The 18590-nt window shown below is 31.1% G+C and carries 21 protein-coding genes; 16 read left to right on the plus strand and 5 right to left on the minus strand.

Annotated features, from left to right (window positions below; translation table 11 throughout):
• The first annotated feature begins 318 nt into the window (after positions 1 to 318).
• From WFH39_RS14620 to WFH39_RS14665, 10 genes are all read left to right on the plus strand, one after another.
• Positions 319 to 720, plus strand: a complete 402-nt coding sequence (locus WFH39_RS14620; protein ID WP_002977263.1) for a single-stranded DNA-binding protein — start codon at positions 319 to 321, stop codon at positions 718 to 720.
• 15 nt (positions 721 to 735) lie between these two features.
• Complete coding sequence (locus tag WFH39_RS14625; protein ID WP_002977264.1) at positions 736 to 1173, plus strand: hypothetical protein; 438 nt, start codon at positions 736 to 738, stop codon at positions 1171 to 1173.
• 9 nt (positions 1174 to 1182) lie between these two features.
• Entirely contained in the window at positions 1183 to 1731 is a 549-nt protein-coding gene (locus WFH39_RS14630; RefSeq protein ID WP_336690450.1) for a PRTRC system protein E, read from the plus strand.
• 9 nt (positions 1732 to 1740) lie between these two features.
• Positions 1741 to 1959 (plus strand): PRTRC system protein C, encoded by a 219-nt coding sequence (locus tag WFH39_RS14635; RefSeq protein WP_002977268.1) that lies wholly within the window; start codon positions 1741 to 1743, stop codon positions 1957 to 1959.
• A 31-nt stretch (positions 1960 to 1990) separates the two neighbouring features.
• On the plus strand, positions 1991 to 2167 hold the full coding sequence (locus WFH39_RS14640; protein ID WP_002977271.1) for a hypothetical protein: 177 nt from the start codon (positions 1991 to 1993) through the stop codon (positions 2165 to 2167).
• A gap of 71 nt (positions 2168 to 2238) precedes the next feature.
• Positions 2239 to 3180, plus strand: a complete 942-nt coding sequence (locus WFH39_RS14645; RefSeq protein WP_002977274.1) for a hypothetical protein — start codon at positions 2239 to 2241, stop codon at positions 3178 to 3180.
• 19 nt (positions 3181 to 3199) lie between these two features.
• Positions 3200 to 3940, plus strand: a complete 741-nt coding sequence (locus WFH39_RS14650) for a PRTRC system protein B (protein ID WP_002977276.1) — start codon at positions 3200 to 3202, stop codon at positions 3938 to 3940.
• On the plus strand, positions 3940 to 4767 hold the full coding sequence (locus tag WFH39_RS14655; protein WP_002977279.1) for a PRTRC system ThiF family protein: 828 nt from the start codon (positions 3940 to 3942) through the stop codon (positions 4765 to 4767). Before WFH39_RS14650 ends, WFH39_RS14655 begins: the two co-directional genes overlap by 1 nt.
• Positions 4768 to 5000: 233 nt before the next feature.
• Positions 5001 to 6689, plus strand: a complete 1689-nt coding sequence (locus WFH39_RS14660; RefSeq protein ID WP_164720334.1) for a phospholipase D-like domain-containing protein — start codon at positions 5001 to 5003, stop codon at positions 6687 to 6689.
• A gap of 51 nt (positions 6690 to 6740) precedes the next feature.
• The gene (locus WFH39_RS14665) at positions 6741 to 7427 is read left to right on the plus strand and encodes a hypothetical protein (protein ID WP_002977283.1); all 687 of its coding nucleotides are present in this window, start codon (positions 6741 to 6743) and stop codon (positions 7425 to 7427) included.
• Positions 7428 to 7473: 46 nt separating this feature from the next.
• Here WFH39_RS14665 and WFH39_RS14670 read toward each other — a convergent pair whose 3' ends face one another.
• The 3 genes from WFH39_RS14670 to WFH39_RS14680 all read right to left on the minus strand — a co-directional run bounded on the left by WFH39_RS14670 (position 7474) and on the right by WFH39_RS14680 (position 10182).
• Positions 7474 to 8796 (minus strand): hypothetical protein, encoded by a 1323-nt coding sequence (locus WFH39_RS14670; protein ID WP_336690451.1) that lies wholly within the window; start codon positions 8794 to 8796, stop codon positions 7474 to 7476.
• The gene (locus WFH39_RS14675; protein WP_002977286.1) at positions 8793 to 9338 is read right to left on the minus strand and encodes a hypothetical protein; all 546 of its coding nucleotides are present in this window, start codon (positions 9336 to 9338) and stop codon (positions 8793 to 8795) included. The genes WFH39_RS14670 and WFH39_RS14675 overlap by 4 nt, the downstream gene beginning before the upstream one ends.
• A gap of 130 nt (positions 9339 to 9468) precedes the next feature.
• On the minus strand, positions 9469 to 10182 hold the full coding sequence (locus WFH39_RS14680; RefSeq protein WP_002977288.1) for a hypothetical protein: 714 nt from the start codon (positions 10180 to 10182) through the stop codon (positions 9469 to 9471).
• Between the two features lie 360 nt (positions 10183 to 10542).
• Here WFH39_RS14680 and WFH39_RS14685 point away from each other — a divergent pair, with 360 nt between their 5' ends.
• The 6 genes from WFH39_RS14685 (at position 10543) to WFH39_RS14710 (ending at position 15849) form a co-directional block, all read left to right on the plus strand.
• A complete protein-coding gene (locus tag WFH39_RS14685; protein WP_002977293.1) occupies positions 10543 to 10902 on the plus strand; it encodes a DUF6876 family protein in 360 nt (119 codons plus the stop codon).
• Positions 10903 to 10975: 73 nt separating this feature from the next.
• A complete protein-coding gene (locus tag WFH39_RS14690) occupies positions 10976 to 11401 on the plus strand; it encodes a hypothetical protein (RefSeq protein WP_002977295.1) in 426 nt (141 codons plus the stop codon).
• A 259-nt stretch (positions 11402 to 11660) separates the two neighbouring features.
• Entirely contained in the window at positions 11661 to 12617 is a 957-nt protein-coding gene (locus tag WFH39_RS14695) for a zincin-like metallopeptidase domain-containing protein (RefSeq protein ID WP_002977297.1), read from the plus strand.
• Positions 12618 to 12979: 362 nt separating this feature from the next.
• Complete coding sequence (locus WFH39_RS14700; protein WP_002977301.1) at positions 12980 to 13456, plus strand: hypothetical protein; 477 nt, start codon at positions 12980 to 12982, stop codon at positions 13454 to 13456.
• A 109-nt stretch (positions 13457 to 13565) separates the two neighbouring features.
• Positions 13566 to 14012 carry a hypothetical protein gene (locus tag WFH39_RS14705; RefSeq protein WP_002977302.1) on the plus strand — a complete coding sequence of 149 codons (447 nt, stop codon included), beginning with the start codon at positions 13566 to 13568 and terminating at the stop codon, positions 14010 to 14012.
• Positions 14013 to 14445: 433 nt separating this feature from the next.
• The gene (locus WFH39_RS14710) at positions 14446 to 15849 is read left to right on the plus strand and encodes a hypothetical protein (RefSeq protein WP_002977303.1); all 1404 of its coding nucleotides are present in this window, start codon (positions 14446 to 14448) and stop codon (positions 15847 to 15849) included.
• Positions 15850 to 16503: 654 nt separating this feature from the next.
• Here WFH39_RS14710 and WFH39_RS14715 read toward each other — a convergent pair.
• Complete coding sequence (locus WFH39_RS14715; RefSeq protein WP_002977304.1) at positions 16504 to 17184, minus strand: hypothetical protein; 681 nt, start codon at positions 17182 to 17184, stop codon at positions 16504 to 16506.
• 5 nt (positions 17185 to 17189) lie between these two features.
• Positions 17190 to 18215: a hypothetical protein gene (locus WFH39_RS14720; protein WP_185205013.1), complete on the minus strand. Its 1026-nt coding sequence runs from the start codon at positions 18213 to 18215 to the stop codon at positions 17190 to 17192.
• Positions 18216 to 18590 lie beyond the last annotated feature (375 nt).

Below are 18590 nucleotides of genomic sequence, written 5' to 3' on the forward strand. Positions count from 1 at the left end.
GTCAGAAACTCCTAAATCCTTCGGACAAAAATATTTCAAGCCCTGAAAATAAATATAATTAGTGACTCTTTTTCCTTGGGTTTTATGCGCCTGCTCTTTTTCTATGGTCATAAGCAAAGAAAAACCGGAACCTCAGTTATACAAATCAATTCAACTTATGCTCTTTGACATCTTCGGAAATATCAAAAAAATATATAAATAATCATTTCCAATTAGGAAAAACAATAGAGAAAACCGAGTGTCCTCGATACCAAATCAATTCACTCAAGAAATTTTTAGAAAACGAAAATAATTTTAAACAATTTAAATTCAATTATTATGAACATCGTAGGCAGAATTACAAAGAATGCGGAAGTTAACGCATTAGCAAATGACAGACAAGTTGTTAATTTTTCAGTAGCTATAAATGATAGCTTTAAAAATAAACAAGGAGATAGAGTAGAACAGACCACATTTTATAACTGTTCATACTGGATTAGTTCTAATGTAGCTAAAATTCTTACCAAAGGTACTTTGGTAGAGCTGACAGGAAAACCAAGTGCAAGTGCTTGGATAGGAAAAGATGGAGAGATTCGTTCGGGTCTAAATTTTCTCACATCATTTATTAAAGTTCACGGAGGAGGAGGTAAGGCGGATGTTAATACTAATTCAACCATCGAAGCCAAACCACAAACAGCAAGTGCTTTAGTCGGAGATAAGGATGATGATTTACCATTTTAATTTAAAATTTAAACAATGAAAATATCAAAAATTCCTACAGATTATCTTTTTATCAAATCCATCGATTCAAATGAATTTAGTGATTTTGCAATCATTCATACTACTGAACAATGGAGAGAATTATGTACTGAAAGATTGGACTCTGTAAAACCTTTTGAAAATGATACTTTTTTCAAATGGCTTAATTATAAAGATGAAGCAGTTGATTTTTTTAGGTTTACGGATGAAAGCTTCTCTGAAATTAAAGATTGGTTTCAAAACAATGATATGTTTTTCGTGGAAACTAATGAAGAAGAAATCAGTCAATTGAAACCATTGGATTTTGTATTAAACTGTTATCAGATGCAGGTTTTTACTGATGGTACTGCCATTTATAATGCTTTTGAAAAGCATTTGGGTACTGAATATTGGACTCTCCAATTTTCTCTGAACGAATTAACACAGACAACTTAATTGAAAGCTATGCAGACCAATTTTTTTAGACAACTCGCCAAACTTAATTTAAAAGGTGACTTGCAGTTGATACTTCGACCAACAGAAGAAAATGGCTTTGTTCTATCCATATTGCTCAATAATGAGCAGTGTGGAGACGAAGCAAGAAAATTGATTCCACCTGTTAATTTAAAGGGAACAGCAGAAGAGCTTGATAACGGATTCTTTGAAACGGTAGGCACACCATTACAGACTGCTTCGGGTTTAATGGTAAATATGGAAAGCTTTATGAAACAGATGGAAGAAGCCAAGAAGAAATCTGCAATGGAAAAGGAGAAAAGTGATAAGGAGAAAAAAGAAAAGGAAACAAAGGATAAAAAATTTACTGAATCCTTACAAAAGGCAGTGCAATTTGAAAAGGAGGGCAAATATAAAGATGCGTGGTCTGCTCTACCTAAAATTTCAGATTATCCCGATAAGGCAGATAACATCAGGAAAAAGCAGGGACAATATGAAGTCCATCTTGCTCCAAGTCTTTTTTCCGAGCCACAAGAACCACAAGAAATTTCCAACATTTAAATATAGATTATGTTACTCGCAACACAATTAGAACGGGTTTTCATTCTGAAAGATAATGGACAGGATATTCGCCTGACAGACCCCGAACCAAAATGGAGTGTAGAAGCAGTGATGAATTTTTATGCTAATAATTATCCAATTCTTACCACTGCAAAGGTTTCCGCTCCTCTGATTAAAGATGACACTATTCAATATCAATTTGAAAGTGTAATGGGAACTAAAGGATAACAGTTTATGAATTAAATCAAAATTAAGATGAATGCAACAAAATATTATAAAAGGAAAAATAGTAATTCCGGAAGAAAAAAAACAAAAACAGGTTCATCAGCAGGTAGGCGATTTTATGAAATGGATGAAGCAGGAAAAAGACAGTTCGGAAGTACAGAAAGACCAGAGAAAGTCTGTCCCATTGGCACAAATACCAATGGTTTTCTGAAAACGGCTTTTCTGCCAAAGCTTAAAGAATGTAGCACAACATCAAATTTGTCAAAATCAAAAACAATAAAATTGGAGAGGGATTTTTATAAATCCCTTTCCCAAATGTCAGAGCATTATAATCTTTCTCAATCTGATCATAAAGATTTTGAATTTCCATATAACATCTCACTATCTCTGAATCATTGCCGAAAGCAAATGAAAACGAGTATCAAAAATTGGCAGGATATTAAATTGGAGCACAAAGGTAACTGCCTATATTTTGTGAGCGAAGAAAGAATCAGTACAGGAATGACTCTTTACTATATTCCTGTCGTTCCTCTTCATAATATGCTTCATCATAAGAAATACAGAAAAACAGCTCAAATGCTACTTTCTGTATGCACTTATCTGTATCGGATTATTGATATTCCTTATTACAGACAGGAAGCTTCATACTTATTTTGGTTATATGAAATGCTAAGCGACTGGATTGACCAAGATGAAGAATTGGATGAAAATTGTGAATATAAAAAGCAATTACAACAGGCTGAATTAATTGGTGATATTATGGAGCAGAAGATTGCATCTATCAATAATTTGTCATTTTTTCAACAGCGTGTAACTTCATTTAAAGCAAAAGATAGTTTTGATGTTGAATGTTTGAATCTTGCTAATAAAGCTTTCTCCTTATACAGCAAATTTCCCGAAGAACGCATCTATAGAAACATACATTTTAATAATAATAAGGACTTCTCTAATGATGATGAATTCGATTACGATGAAAATGATGAAGCCGTTATTTCAATGGATAAATACATTTCATTTTTTGCTGATGATAGAGGATGGGCATATCAAAGTATTATCGATAGTGTAAATAATGAATTCAATGAATATGCTGAAATTCAAGAACCTATTGTTTTCAAAGTTTTTGATGGGAAAGAAGTTTCAGATAACAGTCTGGATTTTGAAAGTGAAGTTTTTGAAATTCTTAATCAGCTTGCAGGAATACTTGGCGACTTTTCAAGTCTATAAATCTTAACTCGAATTAGTTATGAAACGAAAAAATAATAATATTGAAGCAAAAGATGTAACAGAAGATTTTGAAAATCTTTATCATCCAAAATCAGCATTAGTTTTCTACGAAAGTGATGATAAGCTTTCTGATATGTACGTTGAATATTTTGATATGGATGAAGATGGCAGTCCCATTAATGCACATCCACTTACAACCAACGAAGCTAAATATTTAGCAAAAAGACTTAAAATTCAAAATTGCAGAGAAAAAGAATTTCTTAAACCACAGGGAATTATTTCTTCTAATATTTTACTCATCGACAATTCAGAAAATGCAAAAGTGATTTGGTACACAGAATTTTCAGAACGAGAATTATATTTTTCTAAGGATTTGGAAATACCAAATGGTACAGCGAAAGTACCATCCTTAATTTGGTGTGCTGATAAACTGCATTTGAAGATATTTGCTGTTGATTACAATCAGCGACCAACAGAAGAGACTTCGCTATATCACGCACCATTTTTTAACATCTATGATAACGGGAGTGTTTGTATGGGGAACGTTGATACTAAAATTAAAAAGTCAGCTTCCTTGGAAGAATTTACGGCTACTTGGGAGCATTTTTTTTTCAATTCCTATTTCAGTCACTTAATGTACAATCATAATCCTATAAAGGGAAATTGTGTCTCGCTTTGGAAAGACCTTGTTCAGAACAGAAAGGATTTTCCAAATGATGTGCTTATAAAATCTAATCTTAAATTAAAAAACCTACTGTAATGAATATTCAAAATAATTCAATTGTAAATAATAAGCCAAGAGTTCATTTTACCTATAGTAATTTTATTCAGCCGACAAACCCAATATCTATAAATCTGATAGGGGCAGGAGGAACGGGTTCGCAGATGCTTACTGCTTTGGGCAGAATAAATTATGCGCTTAACGAAATGGATCATCCCGGACTTTCTGTAATGTTATGGGATGATGATAGGGTAGAAGAAGCAAATCTCGGCAGACAGCTTTTTGCTGAAAGCGAACTTGGACTTAATAAAGCGACAGCATTAATCAACAGGACAAACCGATTTTTCGGAACGGCTTGGAAAGCGGAGACTAGAAAATTTCAAAGAGACGCTTCGGACAGGATTACGAGTAATATGACCGCCAATATTTTTATTTCCTGTGTCGATAATGTGAAAACAAGATTTGAAATCGCTGAGGTTTTAAAAACTTTGGATGATACTTATATACATCGTAATACAGCAAAATATTGGATGGATTTTGGAAACAGTAAATGTACAGGACAGGTATTACTCTCGACAATCGGAGATATTAGACAGCCTGATTCTCAAAAATATGAAACGGTTTCCAATCTTGCTTTTATAACCGATGAATACGGTGATTTATTGAGACAGTCAGAAACAGTAGATGATACTCCAAGTTGCAGTTTGGCAGAAGCACTTGAGAAACAGGATTTATTTATTAATTCTTCTTTAGCCCAATTAGGAGGCTCACTCCTCTGGAATTTATTTCGAAATGGGATGACCGAAAACAGGGGATTTTTTCTGAATCTTCAAAATTTTAACTCACAGCCTATAAAAGTTGCCTGATGGAAATCGGGTGGCAAAAATGCAATTTCTCCTATGGTCGAAAACGCATTTTTGCCTATATGGAGCAACCACATTTTAAAATATACCTATCTAATTCCATTCCTAATATTTTAAAAAAAGGTTGCGGACTTTTTAAATTTTATCATATGATTGTAAAATTAATTTATTTTTAACTCATTGTAATATAGTTTGTTATTATCTTTATGGTAATTAACCTTGAAAACAATAATGCAATGAGAACACGTGCTAAAGAGAACGGACTTGAAGTGACCTGCGTTGCAGGAACTTCAGCAGTGATACTTTCGATTGATATGCCCCAACAACAAACTGAGGGACTACTGGGATTTTCTATCGAAAGAGAAGATTTGATAGAAAATGAAAAGTACTTTTTAAAAGGATTTAAATATTTTGAAGAAACTGTTGGGAGCGCAGTAAAAAATGAATTATTCAGCAGCTTTGAGCATCCTATCCAATCATTTATGTGGGAGGATTTTACTGTAAAATCAACCTACGATTATATCTACAATATAATTCCTGTATATGGAAAGCCTAAATTTTTAGAGCATAGACCTGGCTGTAAAATCAAGGTTAATATTCCCGACGAAAGTACTTCAAAACACTCAGTGTATTTTAACCGTGGGGTAGCGGGGAGCCTAGCATATGCTAGAGAGTTTGGGAATATCAGACCTTGGTCAGAGGGAGTATCTGAAGAGAATTCTTTGAGAGCATTAAAGTGGCTTGGTAAGGGCTTGGATGATGCTTTGTTGAACTTTATCAAAAAAGCTGAAGATGAAACATATAGTATTAGAGCTGCTTTTTACGAGTTTGAATATTTGCCCATTTTAGAAGCATTGAAAGATGCATATGAAGATAGAAGCGTTGATGTTAAGATAATTTATGATTCCAGAGGAGAGGAGAAAGCAAATAATCTTGCCATAAATGAAGCAGGCATTCCAAGACAAATTTTAATTCCAAGAAAAGAAGAAGCAAATAAAAGCTATATTGCTCATAATAAATTTATGATACTGCTGAAAGATGGTAAACCTATTGAGATATTATCGGGGTCTACCAATATAACAGCAAAAGGAATTTTTGGTCAATGTAACGCTGCTCACATTATCAGAGATGAAGAGGTCGCTCAAAAATTTCATCAATATTGGGAATATTTAGCACAAGATCCAATTAACGAAGTGTTAGGTAAGCAAACTTTGGAAATTCAAGAAGATATATTGTATGATAATCTTAACAAGGGTATAACCGTATTTTTCAGTCCCCGCGAACAAAAAACTATTCTTAAAACGTATGCTGAATATATGGATAATTCAAAAAGTCTTATTTGTGGAATGTTTCCATTTTCTTTTAGTAAGCATATGAAAGAAATAATAACTAAAGATACAGAAAATCTCAAATACATCATCTTAGATAATAATAGATCTATACATACTACATTAGTTTCAAACGATTATGATAATGTAATAATTTATGGAACTTATTTAAAAGATGGTCTATATGATTGGCTCGCAGAAAAACATTCAGGTTTACTATTGAATGCAAAGCCAAGTGGAGTAGGGACAAATTTCATTCATAATAAAATTATACTTATTGATCCTCTAGGTGAAGATCCTATTGTCATTTCCGGTTCTGCAAATTATAGTGATAATTCAATTTTGAATAATGATGAGAATACTTTGGTAATTAGAGGTGATAAGGATTTAAGTGATCTTTATTTTACTGAATTTGTAAGAATTTTTAATCATTATTATGCGCGATCTAAAGCTTTAGAAATGTCGGGAAAAGTTTCAGGGAACGATAATCCATTGCATTTGAAGACGGACTACCTTGCTTGGGTAAAATCATTCTACAATAAAAATGCATTAAAATATAAGAGAAAAAAAATGTTTGTAGATTTAATCTGTTCCTGATTTACTAGCTGCAGGGACTTTTTAATTACATAGCGATGTTACCAAATACTTATGACAAACAAGGCTTTACAAAAATTAATAGATGATTTAAATAATAAAGGTAAGAGAACAAAAAGTGTTATTTATCTTAGACCTTTAAGCCCGAATGTAGATTTCGCTAAGGTCTGGATAAATAAACCGAAAATAACTGATAATATTACATCTTCAGACGGATTCAAAAAATTTTACTTCATTAAAAATGAAACTAAAACTTATGTAGCTGTAGTCTTGGATATGTATAGTGATTTACATTGGTATGTTGTACCAGAACATAGAAAAAATGGACATTTGACCAACTCAATGAAGGATGTAGTTTTGTTTCACTTATTTATTAATAGAGATGAGCAAACAATTACTATCACAGAAAATCAAATTGGAAAATCTTTTGCTGATGCGTCGAAAAAAGTGGCACTCGAACTAGGATTTATTCAAACTGATGATAATGAATATGTGCTTGCAGGTGATGACTACGTATGTTCTGAGTCAAATTTTGTTTTGAACTCTAAAATGTCCGAAGATAGAATGGTTGAATTAAGGAACGAAATTAATTACTTAGGTCGATCACTTTGGAAAATTCAAACTGAAATTGAAATGAATCTTGGACTAAGTGATTACTGCGAAGAGCTTAAACAGACGGTTGACACATTAAGAAGTAATTCTTTGAAATTTGAATTCTTATGGAGAAACAATAACAAATAATAACTTAAACTACTGATTTTTTTAAAAAAGTAGTTTAAGATATTATTTAATTCAAGGCATCAAGATTTCCGATATATCTACTTATGATTTTTAGGTCATCATTTTCTTCAGTGTTCAAATCAGTCTTTTTAATCAATGAAATTATTTTGGAATAAAAACTATTATTAAATCCGTCAAGTGCTTTCTGATATTCGATATCAGTGTATGATATTTTGAAATCGTCAAATGAAAATGTAAAACCGATATTTGAATCAAATAACATATCTATCAGAATTTCCTCAGATAATAAAACTGACGGTTTGTCTTTTGGTACAATCTCCTTTAGTTTGAAAGTCGTTTCATATTTTTTGAATTCTTCCGATCTAATTGTTTTCTTTGAAACTTTACCTTTTTCAGAAACACGTTTATGAGCAATTGTAGTAACAAGCTCACCTATATCCTCTTGTGACAATGTTTTTGTAGTAAGTAATTCCTTTTTTTGCTTGTTAACAATTTTTGGAATATACTTTTTTGAAAATGAATCTGTGTCATAAACTCCAATGCTGTAACCGGAATTATTTGATTTGATTTTGGCTAATGGCCTGAATATTTCATTTATTTCCTCCTCTGAAAATTCTTCTTTGATTTCGGTAATTTCTTGTTCACCAAGAGGATTAATGAAAATTTCATTATGGAAATTTTTAACAATATTTGATTTTAAATTAACAATTTCCTTTTCTTCGTCATTTCTTTTCATCCAATCATTAGCAATTGAAAATCGAAAACTTCCATAACTTGAGTTTGTGATGACCGGATTAATAATTCTATCAATTTCTTTTTGAAGTTCACTTATACTGTCATCTCTAAATTTGACCAAACGCCTAACTTTAGTAAGTGCATATGCCTTTAATGATTTCAAATAATTATCTGTAAAGTCTTTAATCATTTCTAAAGTAACAGAATGACCAAATTCAAGCTTGGTAGGCTCAATAGTATAATGTGTGCTATTTTGTCTAAGAATACTTAAATAGGTATATTCTTTTGTCTGCCCAAAAGGATTAATATTTTTTAAAGAAACTAAAATCTCTAAGGCGTCATACAATTGTTCCTTAACCTCTTCATCTTTACTGTTAGTTAACCCAAAAAAAATAAACTTTTGTGCCTCCTCTATCTGTCCAGCTTTTAAATTTAAAAACGCAGCACTTCTTACCAGTATACTCCTTGTGGGTTCAAGGTCTGGTTTGTCGAAATAGAAATCTGCAACCTCACTTTCTAATTTAGCTGCCGTTTTGTATAGTTCTAATGAAGCATCAAAGTCACCTTCATCTAAAGCCTGCTTAGCCTTAAATGAGTAATCCATAGCGTCTCTATGTTGTAACTTTGGTTTCATTTATGAATTTCTTTTATGGTTGTAGGTTTGGCAAAAAGTGTGACAACGACAGATGATGATTGGTCTCTTTTTGAACCTCTATTAATTTGCTCGTGTTTCTTTTTTATGCGATTTATTAAGGTATTTGATTTGTTTTCCTCCAAAATACCGGATATTTCTACATAATGATATTCTTCGTCAAGAAAATTCAAATCATCATCATCAGGTTCAGTTTTAGAAAATCTATAGTCAACGCCATCGCCAATTTCAGTTTGTTCTACATATTTGTAATCCATTATTACTGACATTACAAACCAAGCCAATGCAACACCACCGTGATTAGCAATATCTTTATCCTCCTTCATTGTTACTTTTGAAAAATTGGAATCCCAAGTAACAATGTTTTTGCTGGATTTTCCGTCAATGGTAAATTCAAATTCAGCCTTAGAGTCTTTATGATAGCGATCAAGTCCAACAGCAGCCCAATAATTGTGAACTTTTATATGCTCTTTTGGTGGGCCTTGTAGCTTATCTAAAGTAAGATCAAGATGAAGTTCTGTCATTAAGTTATTAAAGTTATTGTTTTCACCAAATATACAAATTAATCGTTTTAGTTGTCAATTGTCATTCTAAACTACTTTTAATCTTGATTTTGTTATCAAAAAAATATAGAGTTGTTGCAACTAAGAGTTATTACATTTCCATACCTAAATCGAGTACTTCGTCAAGAATTTTCATTGTTTTAAAGGCATTTTCCCAACCTCCACAGCATTCAGGGCTTAATGCAATTGTAATGACATCTATCTTATCCATATTTTCAACTAATACATTCCCGACTTTTCTGATCAATTCATCAGAATAAATCTGATAATAGCCTTTACTGTTAGAATAAAAGAAATCTATATCCAAATTTACTATACCGCCATTTTTGGAATCTTTCAGCCAATGATGTAAGCTGTTAAGAAAGTCTTCTATCTTATACTCCCAATCTATAAATTCATTTTCCGGATATGGCTCTTTGGTTATAAAATGTGTAGTTCCAAAGAAATTCGGATATACTTCATTTAGATTTAATATATAATTATCCCAGCGGAACAACGGAGCTTTTATATTGAGTTCCTCCGGATGATTTTCATTAAGTTCAACATATTCTTCAAATGTAATTTTTTCAAGATCAACATTATCATTTAATAAATCTTCCTTGATAGATGGAATAGGGTATAATAGGTCATTATGTCTGTCAATATGATAGAAGTCGTATGATTTAGTGATATCTGTTTCCTGTAACCAGCACCACGCTGCACATAGATGATTATCCATCACATAAACCTTTCCTTTTTTGTATAAAAAATTGGCTGTTGTACTTCCTGAATCCAATAATTGCTGAGGTTTTTCTTTTATCCACATATGCTACCAAATATAGTAAATATCCAGCTGTTGTTGTATAGATAATAGTTCTCTTAAACCTGCTATAATCTAAATGTTCCGTGTTTTCGGTTTGCAAAACTATAAATACAGTTTCTGTACAAAAAAATCTTTTTGGGTTTCTAAATAAAATGCTGCGCCATTTTTTTCAGATACTCCTAAATCCGAAGGACAAAAATATTTCATAGCCTCCATTACATACTTCATTGCGGTTTTGTATTGAATCTGAATTTCTTTCGTCAGAAGCAATGAAAAACAGGGAGAAAGTAGATTATAAAACAATGCTGTTAAAATATCAACTGCTCTCAACAATTTAAATATTAACCCAAAAAATTGGCAATTATGAAAAATCCCAAAATCTCAGCTAATGATTTTTACAATCAGTTTACAGGAACTGAGCAGTACTATTCCTACATCTTTGGAATATTATTGACTGACGGAGTCAAAAATGTGGCATATGAAGAAGAGTGCTACTGGTTTCTGGACTGTATAGCATCTTATCAGACTTCTCAAAAATTTCAAAGTGAAGATTTTCAAGTATGGACGATTAAAAGAATCAAGGATGAGCAGTTTAGTCTTTCTGCATCTGACGGAAATGAAAATCAGTTAATGTCAGCCATTATTCCATTCTCTGACTTCTTTTTTGAAGAATTTACCATCTGGAAAGAGGGTAATGTACTATTACTTCCAAGCGAACACTAAATAATATGAAAACCTCACGATGTATAGGTAATCGTTTTATCAAATTCCAAACTTAAGAATACTTATAAATTTTATGGGAACTTATTCAATTATATATTTAAAAGAAGCTCAATTAGCTGAGGAAGTAAATAACTTTCTGAAAGAAAACTTTGATTTGAACTATGAAAATTTCAATGGCGTTGACTATGGTGTTTTCTTTACACAGGCAATGTTCAATGAAGAACTTAGATTTTTAAATGAAGATGAAGAAGGTAAAAAGATACTAGCCCATTATGACCGACCGCTTACTACAGAAACTTACTATTCTCTCTTATTTGGAATAGGCAACTGCTTTGGAGATATTGGAACTGCCTGTATAAAAGTCTCAAGTGTAATTGAATCAGATTTCAAGTTTATCAGAGCACTTCAGAAGTTCAAAAAGACACCTGAATTTATCAAATATGTCGATTTGAAAAAATCACAGCATCTTCAAAGATTATTATCAATAAGGATTGAATAATTTTAATTGTTTTCTAATCCTTTATATTCTGACTTTCTCGGTTTTCTTATGCGAAATTAGAAATCCATCCTCCAATCAAAAAATCTTTTTGGGTCTCTATAATTACAGCATAGCTATAATTTCAGACACTCCTGAATTCTTCGAACAAAAAGATTTCAAAGCCTTCATTACATTCTTTCATTCCGGTTTTATTGAATGACAGATTTCTTTTGGAATGCACATAAAACAATAGAAAAGTCAGAATATTAAATAAAGTATTATGAAAACATTCACAAAAAAAAGTAATTCAAAAGATTCTTCACAAGAAAAAAATGAAGATAGATTCATTTTAAAAATACTCGAAAACCTTGATAAAGTTAATCCGCAGGACTGGGAACATTATGCTGATGTGCAATTTCAAATGCCGAAAAATCTTTTTACAAAAAAGCAATATCAAGGCTTTAACACAGTAGCTCTTTATATTGATGCTTTAATCAATAATTTCCAAACCGCCGATTATGCGACATTCAACTCTATTTCGAAAGCCGGTGGCAGACTAAAAAAAGGAGCAAAAGGTACAATCATTGAATTTTTTAGCTTCATCTACAAACATAGAGAGACGGGTAAAATCTATAGCAGAGAACAAGTATTAGAAATGTCGGTGAATGAAAGAGAAAATATTAATAAGATCAGCTGTTTAAAGAATTATACCGTTTTTAATGCTGAACTGATTGAAAATATAGCCGATCTAAATATTGATACTGTCATTGAAGAGGAAAATCTAGTACTGGATTTTCAGGAACAATGTAATAGTGAAGAATTTATCAATTCAATTATTACTAACGGTAATCTAACAGTTAGGCAAACTCTTTCTAGTACAGCTTATTATACGCCTTTAACAGATATAATTTCAATTCCAGAAAAGAAATATTTTATATCTGAAGATAAATATTATTCTACATTATTTCACGAGATCATTCACTGGACTGGTCACGAAAGCAGATTAAAAAGAGAATTAAAAGGTCATTCAGATTTAACAAGTTACTCTTTTGAAGAACTTATTGCAGAAATGGGTAGTATGCTAATCTGCCTCCAATTTGGAATTACTAAGGAGTTTATCAATTCCGTAAGATATCTTAAAAGCTGGTCTGTCAAAAATACATCTAAGCGTGAGGAAAATATCAAGAAAGCATTTGCATCATCTAAAAAAGCAAAGAAATTTCTTGAACAACTTTGATAAAATAATAAGGCTGCCATAGGGCAGCCTTTTCTATTATCGTCAAGAATTATTATTAAATATTTTCCTAAAGAATCTTTTTAAAGGATTCTTCAAGACATTCCAGCCAACGACGATAATAACTAAAGTTAGAGATATTTTTCTTGCATTATTATTGTCAGTGGTATTACCTATAAACGCAAACAGAAATATGTAAAACGCTATTGCTCCGTACACCACAAATTTTATTATTCTTTTCATTATTAATTCTGATTAATAAGAATATGTAAATATAAAAATATTTTTGAAATAATAGGTAAAATATTTTAAATTGGTTTAATAGGTAAAAAATAGTATATTTGTTTAATTCTGATAACAATGAAATGGAAGAGAGTACAAATCACAATTTATTTACGGACATTGCAAGAAGGAATTTTCTAATAAAACAGTTCTTTAAAGCAAATGATGTTACCATTGATTTACTGGGAGATATCAATAATCCCTTAATGGTAACTGAAAACAATATTGTTTTAAGCTGCTATGTCAGTAATTTTAATCTTATTTTTAAAGATGATTCTTTTGAAGGAAATGAATCATTTACCATTAAACTTAAAAATGACCCGGCTATTTTGAAAGATAAATTAGCGGACTGGATTAATTATGCTTCTCACAGGAAAATATATATTTTTACCTCTGACGAAGGATTGTATTATTCCAAGTTTATAAGAATTTATAATGGAAAATTACCCCTTTTCAGCCCTTCAAAAGAGTTGGCATATTATGTTTTCCAACGACAGAAAGCTGTTGAAATGGTTCAGAAACTTAAAAAAGACAAAATAAAATTGTCTATTGTGCTTTAAATAATTTGTAAAGCCGTAAAAATATGATTTATATTTTTCGGTTTTAGTTTTACATTTGTAATAATTTGTTGTCGTTGAATCGGCAAGTTGGCTAATAAATAAGCATTCTATGTGCGCAAAAAAAGCAACCAAAAACTTATTGGTAAAAACCGATAAGTCTTTAGTGGACAATTTTAAGATTTGCAGTTTTACTTATTACAAGGATAACGACCTGTTATCCCTATTTTCCTATAGACATTATTTATGTGTCACATTACTGAATGTTCAAAAGAGTTTTCAGCAAAAATATCATAAGGTTACCGCTCCTAATGAGCAGTATCTTGTTTTTTATAAAAAGAGAGGAACTAAGATTGAAAATACAAAAGAAGAAAGAATATTGGAAAGTATCAATTTTCTACTTCCACTAAAATATTCTGATCTTTATTATGAATTGATGCACACTTATTACATCAATGAAAAATCTGATTCTTCAAGCTATTCTATTTCCGCTTTTTTTGAATTTCTTGTTTCTTTTGTCAGCAAAACTCCTTTGGAATTTTTTTCTGTTGAATTATAACATTCTATATTTCTACATCAATTTAAATATATAATTGTATAAATACGGTAGTATGTATTTATTGAATTGTTGAATTATATGTTTATATAATTCAATAATACTGTCAATATATATTTATATAATTGTTCAATTGTAGGTTTACACATTATTGCAAATGTTGATTTCAACTTTTAAAAAATGGCTTTTGAAGATGATATTGTAAAAATAATTTGTTTTTTTTGTGGTGCAAGATGTCCTTTTGGACGTCCATTTATATAAAATGAGCCTACAAAAGAGTATCTTGCCTTTTTTCAAAAGGATTATTACTAACTCGGAACTCGTTGAAATTTTAACTTAAAATACTCAATTAATCATATTTTAAATGCTCATTCAGAATGATCTCAATCATTTTCAAATTTAAAGTATATTAGATATAAAATAGTAATTACTTAAAATGGTGAATATTTACATAAAAGAACCTTGGGCGATAGATGCAAAAAAAGCATTGAATTTTTTTGTGTCGAGAATGGGAGATGAAAGATGGTTGAAAAGACGAGACAAAGTTGTATCATATTTTCGTGAGGTTGAAGCTATTCAGTATGGATTTAAAAAAGCGGAAAGTAAAGATGGCAAACTCGTCATGCCAATTGCTTTTTATGATGACTGGATTGCATGGTATATGTATCTGGTAGAAAGTATCTTTGAAAGACCTTTATCTGGTGACGCTCTACAATCCGCTCGTATATTTCCGTTTTTTTCGATGATAGGGAAGAATCTTTCAACACTTCTTGAGATTGATGGGATAGAGAAAAAGATTGAGGAATTATTGAACGAAAAAAAGAATCACCCTGATACCATTTTTTTTGAACTGGCAGTTGCAAATTTATATTGTAAAAATGGATGGAAAGTATCCTTTATACCTGAAAGCACTTATTATAAATCTCCGGACTTGCAGATTAGAAAAGATGGACAACAATATTGGGTTGAATGTAAAAGAATGCAGAAAGTTCCGGATTATTCTGAAAGCGAAAGGTCAGAATGGCAAAACAGATCTTTACGATTGACTGCCATTTTGCAAGAATATAAATTGTCGTATTCCATTGATATTATTTTTAAGGTTCCAGTTTCAGAGACAGGCGAAAATATTTTAGTTGATTGTTTTAATGAATATCTTAAAATTCATAGTGGAGATAAAAGAGCACAAATTCAAACTTCTGAAATTGAAATTTCATTTAGACCGTTGAACTTGGCTTCTATAAATAGAGAATTAAAAGAAAGAGATATTAGAAACAATTCACCGGAATTAATTGAGGTTTGCATTGGAAAATATGAAAGTGGGGGTAATTATGTGACCGTATTTAACCACGATGAACTATATAAATTGGGTAAGGATAAAAATTTTGATATTCTAAATCTTTACATTGACAAAGTAGGAAGTATAAGTATTCTTAAATGGACAAGTGTCTCCGAACATTCTATAAATATGAAAGCAAAGGACGTAAAACGACTTCTTGTAAAAGCAGTAGATCAAATACCACTTGATGGTCCAGGAATTATTCATATCGGCTATGAAAATTTGGACGGACCATATGTAGAAAGAAAAAGATTTTTGAAGTCGGAGGAAATAATACAGGGATTTGATTATAAAGAAAAAGATATCCGAGCGATACATTGTAATAGTATTCAGCTGCTTGCTTCCAGTAATAATTTTGATTGGGCTGAAACTACCTGTTTTTATAAACAAAGCCATTATCCTGTTCTAAAAAATGATTTGCTTTTGGCTGATTCAGTAAGTGGCTTTAATAGACCTCACTGGGAAGATGATATAGAAAATTTAGAAGGTAATCAATATAATTAGTGAGCTTTTAAATATTTAGTGGGAGCTTCCATTGATAATTAGAATTGATTGGATAGAGCCATTGTATTGTCCTGAGACAAAGTATCATCTGATATTTTATACCTTTGCCGCGATTCTCAAGTTTAATTTGAGTTTTCATGGTTATTAGTTTTTATCCCCATCTTCTTGGGGATTTTTTTGTTTAAAACTTTTTCTTTGTATTGTCGAAGCAATATTTATCACTAAATTATTTGATTTTTTAAATATTTAATAACGTAATTTATAGTCATGATCAAAAAAAAGAGATCGAAATTGATGCTCAAAACCTATTTTACTTAACTTCACTAAAAGTTCTAAATAACAAACATTATTTTGTTCTTGAGTACAGCGAAAAAAGAAAATTTATTGTCTTCTACGCTAAGACAAACAAATCAAAAGTTACTCTTAAGCTTTCTCCTCCAGTCAAGTATAATAATTGCATTATTTTGACGGGGAAATTTTTTTCAAAACAGCGATACACTGTTTTTGATATTTTTATTTTGGATAAAAATGTGTTTTTATTTATAGAAGAGCAATTAATTGAAATTAAAGATTCAGATCAAGTGTTGATTAAACTTTCAAAAAAACGTACTTCAATCAAATAAAAAATCCCAAGCCAATTTGGCTTGGGATTTTTTATTTGGAATCAATATTTGTTTGATGATTATATTCAAAAATATCCGCAGCTTCTTTATCCCATCGTTTCCTAGGCAGCAATACGATTGTTGTGAATAAATCTCTTTTTTTATCATAGCTGTCAATTCTTTCAAGCCGTCCTCCATAGTCCTTGTCAGCAAGCGGATTAAGAGAATAGGGTAGAATAGTATCGGTTTTATTTAGATAGAAAATACTGTAGGTCTCTCTACTTATAATTTGGAATCTTTTAAAGTGTTTTTTTCCATAAAGTACAGTGTCATTTAGATTTTTCCGTTGCTGATAGTTGGATATAGGTAAGTCAATCCACATTGCTCCGTACCTTTTATTTTTGACATTTCTACCATTTTCAAATTTTTGATCTTTAAAAATCAAAGATTTTGACTGTAAAGTATTTCCAATGCTGAAATATAATGAATCACGGATATAATATACACTGTCAATTATTTCTGGAATTTGAATATTGGGGACTAATTCTATTAAGTCCTTATCCTGGTAGTTCATTTTGGACAAAATGATCTGTTGGTGCTCTTCAAGACCTTTTGAAGCACTGTAATAAATATTCGTGACTATATCAATTCCACCTCTTTTACTTTGAATTTTTTTTCCCTTATTACAAGAAACTAGAAATAAACAAAAGAATAATAAAGCAAAAACTCTCATAGATATTAAATTTTTCGGGAATGGCTCTGCTGATTCTTTACCTCATTAGTTTCCGAATTATCCTTTTGAAAGGCCTGCTCATTAGAGTTGAATCTTTTCATCTTATTATCATACAGATTCAGCATCTTGTATTGGGGGTTGAGAATTGCTTTTCCTTCGACTATATTATTTTTCAGATCTGAAAATTTTACCGAAACAATATTGCCTTTTTCAAGTGATTTGGTGGTAATTTCTCTGTGCTTATCGTTATCAAAATGAAGTTTTGCTTTATCAATGATCTTTTCAATGTCAATTCCGTAGTTTTTATTAAAAACCTGAAGCTTGAAATTTCCTTTTTCATTCTTTTCTTCATTCAATTGTAGCTTTACAAAAGCATCCTCTTTTGCATCCAAATGTTTATTATAAATCTCCGTTTTAACAGATCTGCCTTCTAAAAGATTGATCGCTTCTTTAGCCGTAAAGTTTCCATTAGCGGAAAATGTATGGTTTAAGTTGACATCCTTCTCATTGTTCTTAAGATTTGCAAGGAAAGAGTTTAAGTAGAAGTTTTCATTTTTTTCAGATTTTTGAAATTTCAGCTCAAAATTGATTTCATTGTTTTTGAAAGATGCTTTATCTGAAGAAATATTGATGATAAATTCTTTTTTATCTGAAGCTAAATTATCAGCCAGTTCCGTATGAACTTTTTGTTCTTCGCCAAAACCTAAATACTTGATCTGATCTTTTAAATCTTGTAGATTTCTATTTTCTTCAGGATGCCCGTTTTTTAGCCTGTTAACTTTATTGTATTCTGTTTCCAGGTTTTGAAGAATTTCTGGCTTCTCGGTTTGTTCTTTGGTGAGCACTAATGAAGTACCGTTCAAATTAACGCGTAGTGTCTCATTTGGATTTAATTTCTGCCCCGCTTTTTGCAGCATATTAACCAAATTATTAGGAGTGGACATTTTTTCAAAAAACGGTTTCTCTTGATTGGGCAGTTCGATTTTTACTTCTAAATCGGCTTTTTTGGATTGAAATACATTATTTTCCATGTTGTTAATATTATGATTGTTATGTAATTTGTTATCTAAATCATTTATTTGCTTGGATCGAAAATTTAGCAATCCCGAGAGTAGCTGCAGTCTTTCGCTGTCATTTTTTATAATTATTTTGAAGTCTGCTCCTGAGGAATTAAAAGGTGAAATAGTTAGATCAATTCCGGAAAACATTTTTCTCTTGTTTTGAAGATTTTCTATAAGAGAGTTATAGCTGTCAATTTCACTTGAGATTGAACCACGGAGCCCTTCTTTTAACCAAATACTGTTGTTTGTATTTCTAAAGTATTCAGATATAATCTCAACTTCTGATTTTAATGCGTCATCGCTTTTCATTATTGCTATATATTTGGATGTGAGGTTACCAATAGA

The sequence above is a fragment of the Chryseobacterium sp. MMO-72 genome (genome assembly GCF_037146035.1).
GTDB lineage: Bacteria > Bacteroidota > Bacteroidia > Flavobacteriales > Weeksellaceae > Chryseobacterium > Chryseobacterium indicum.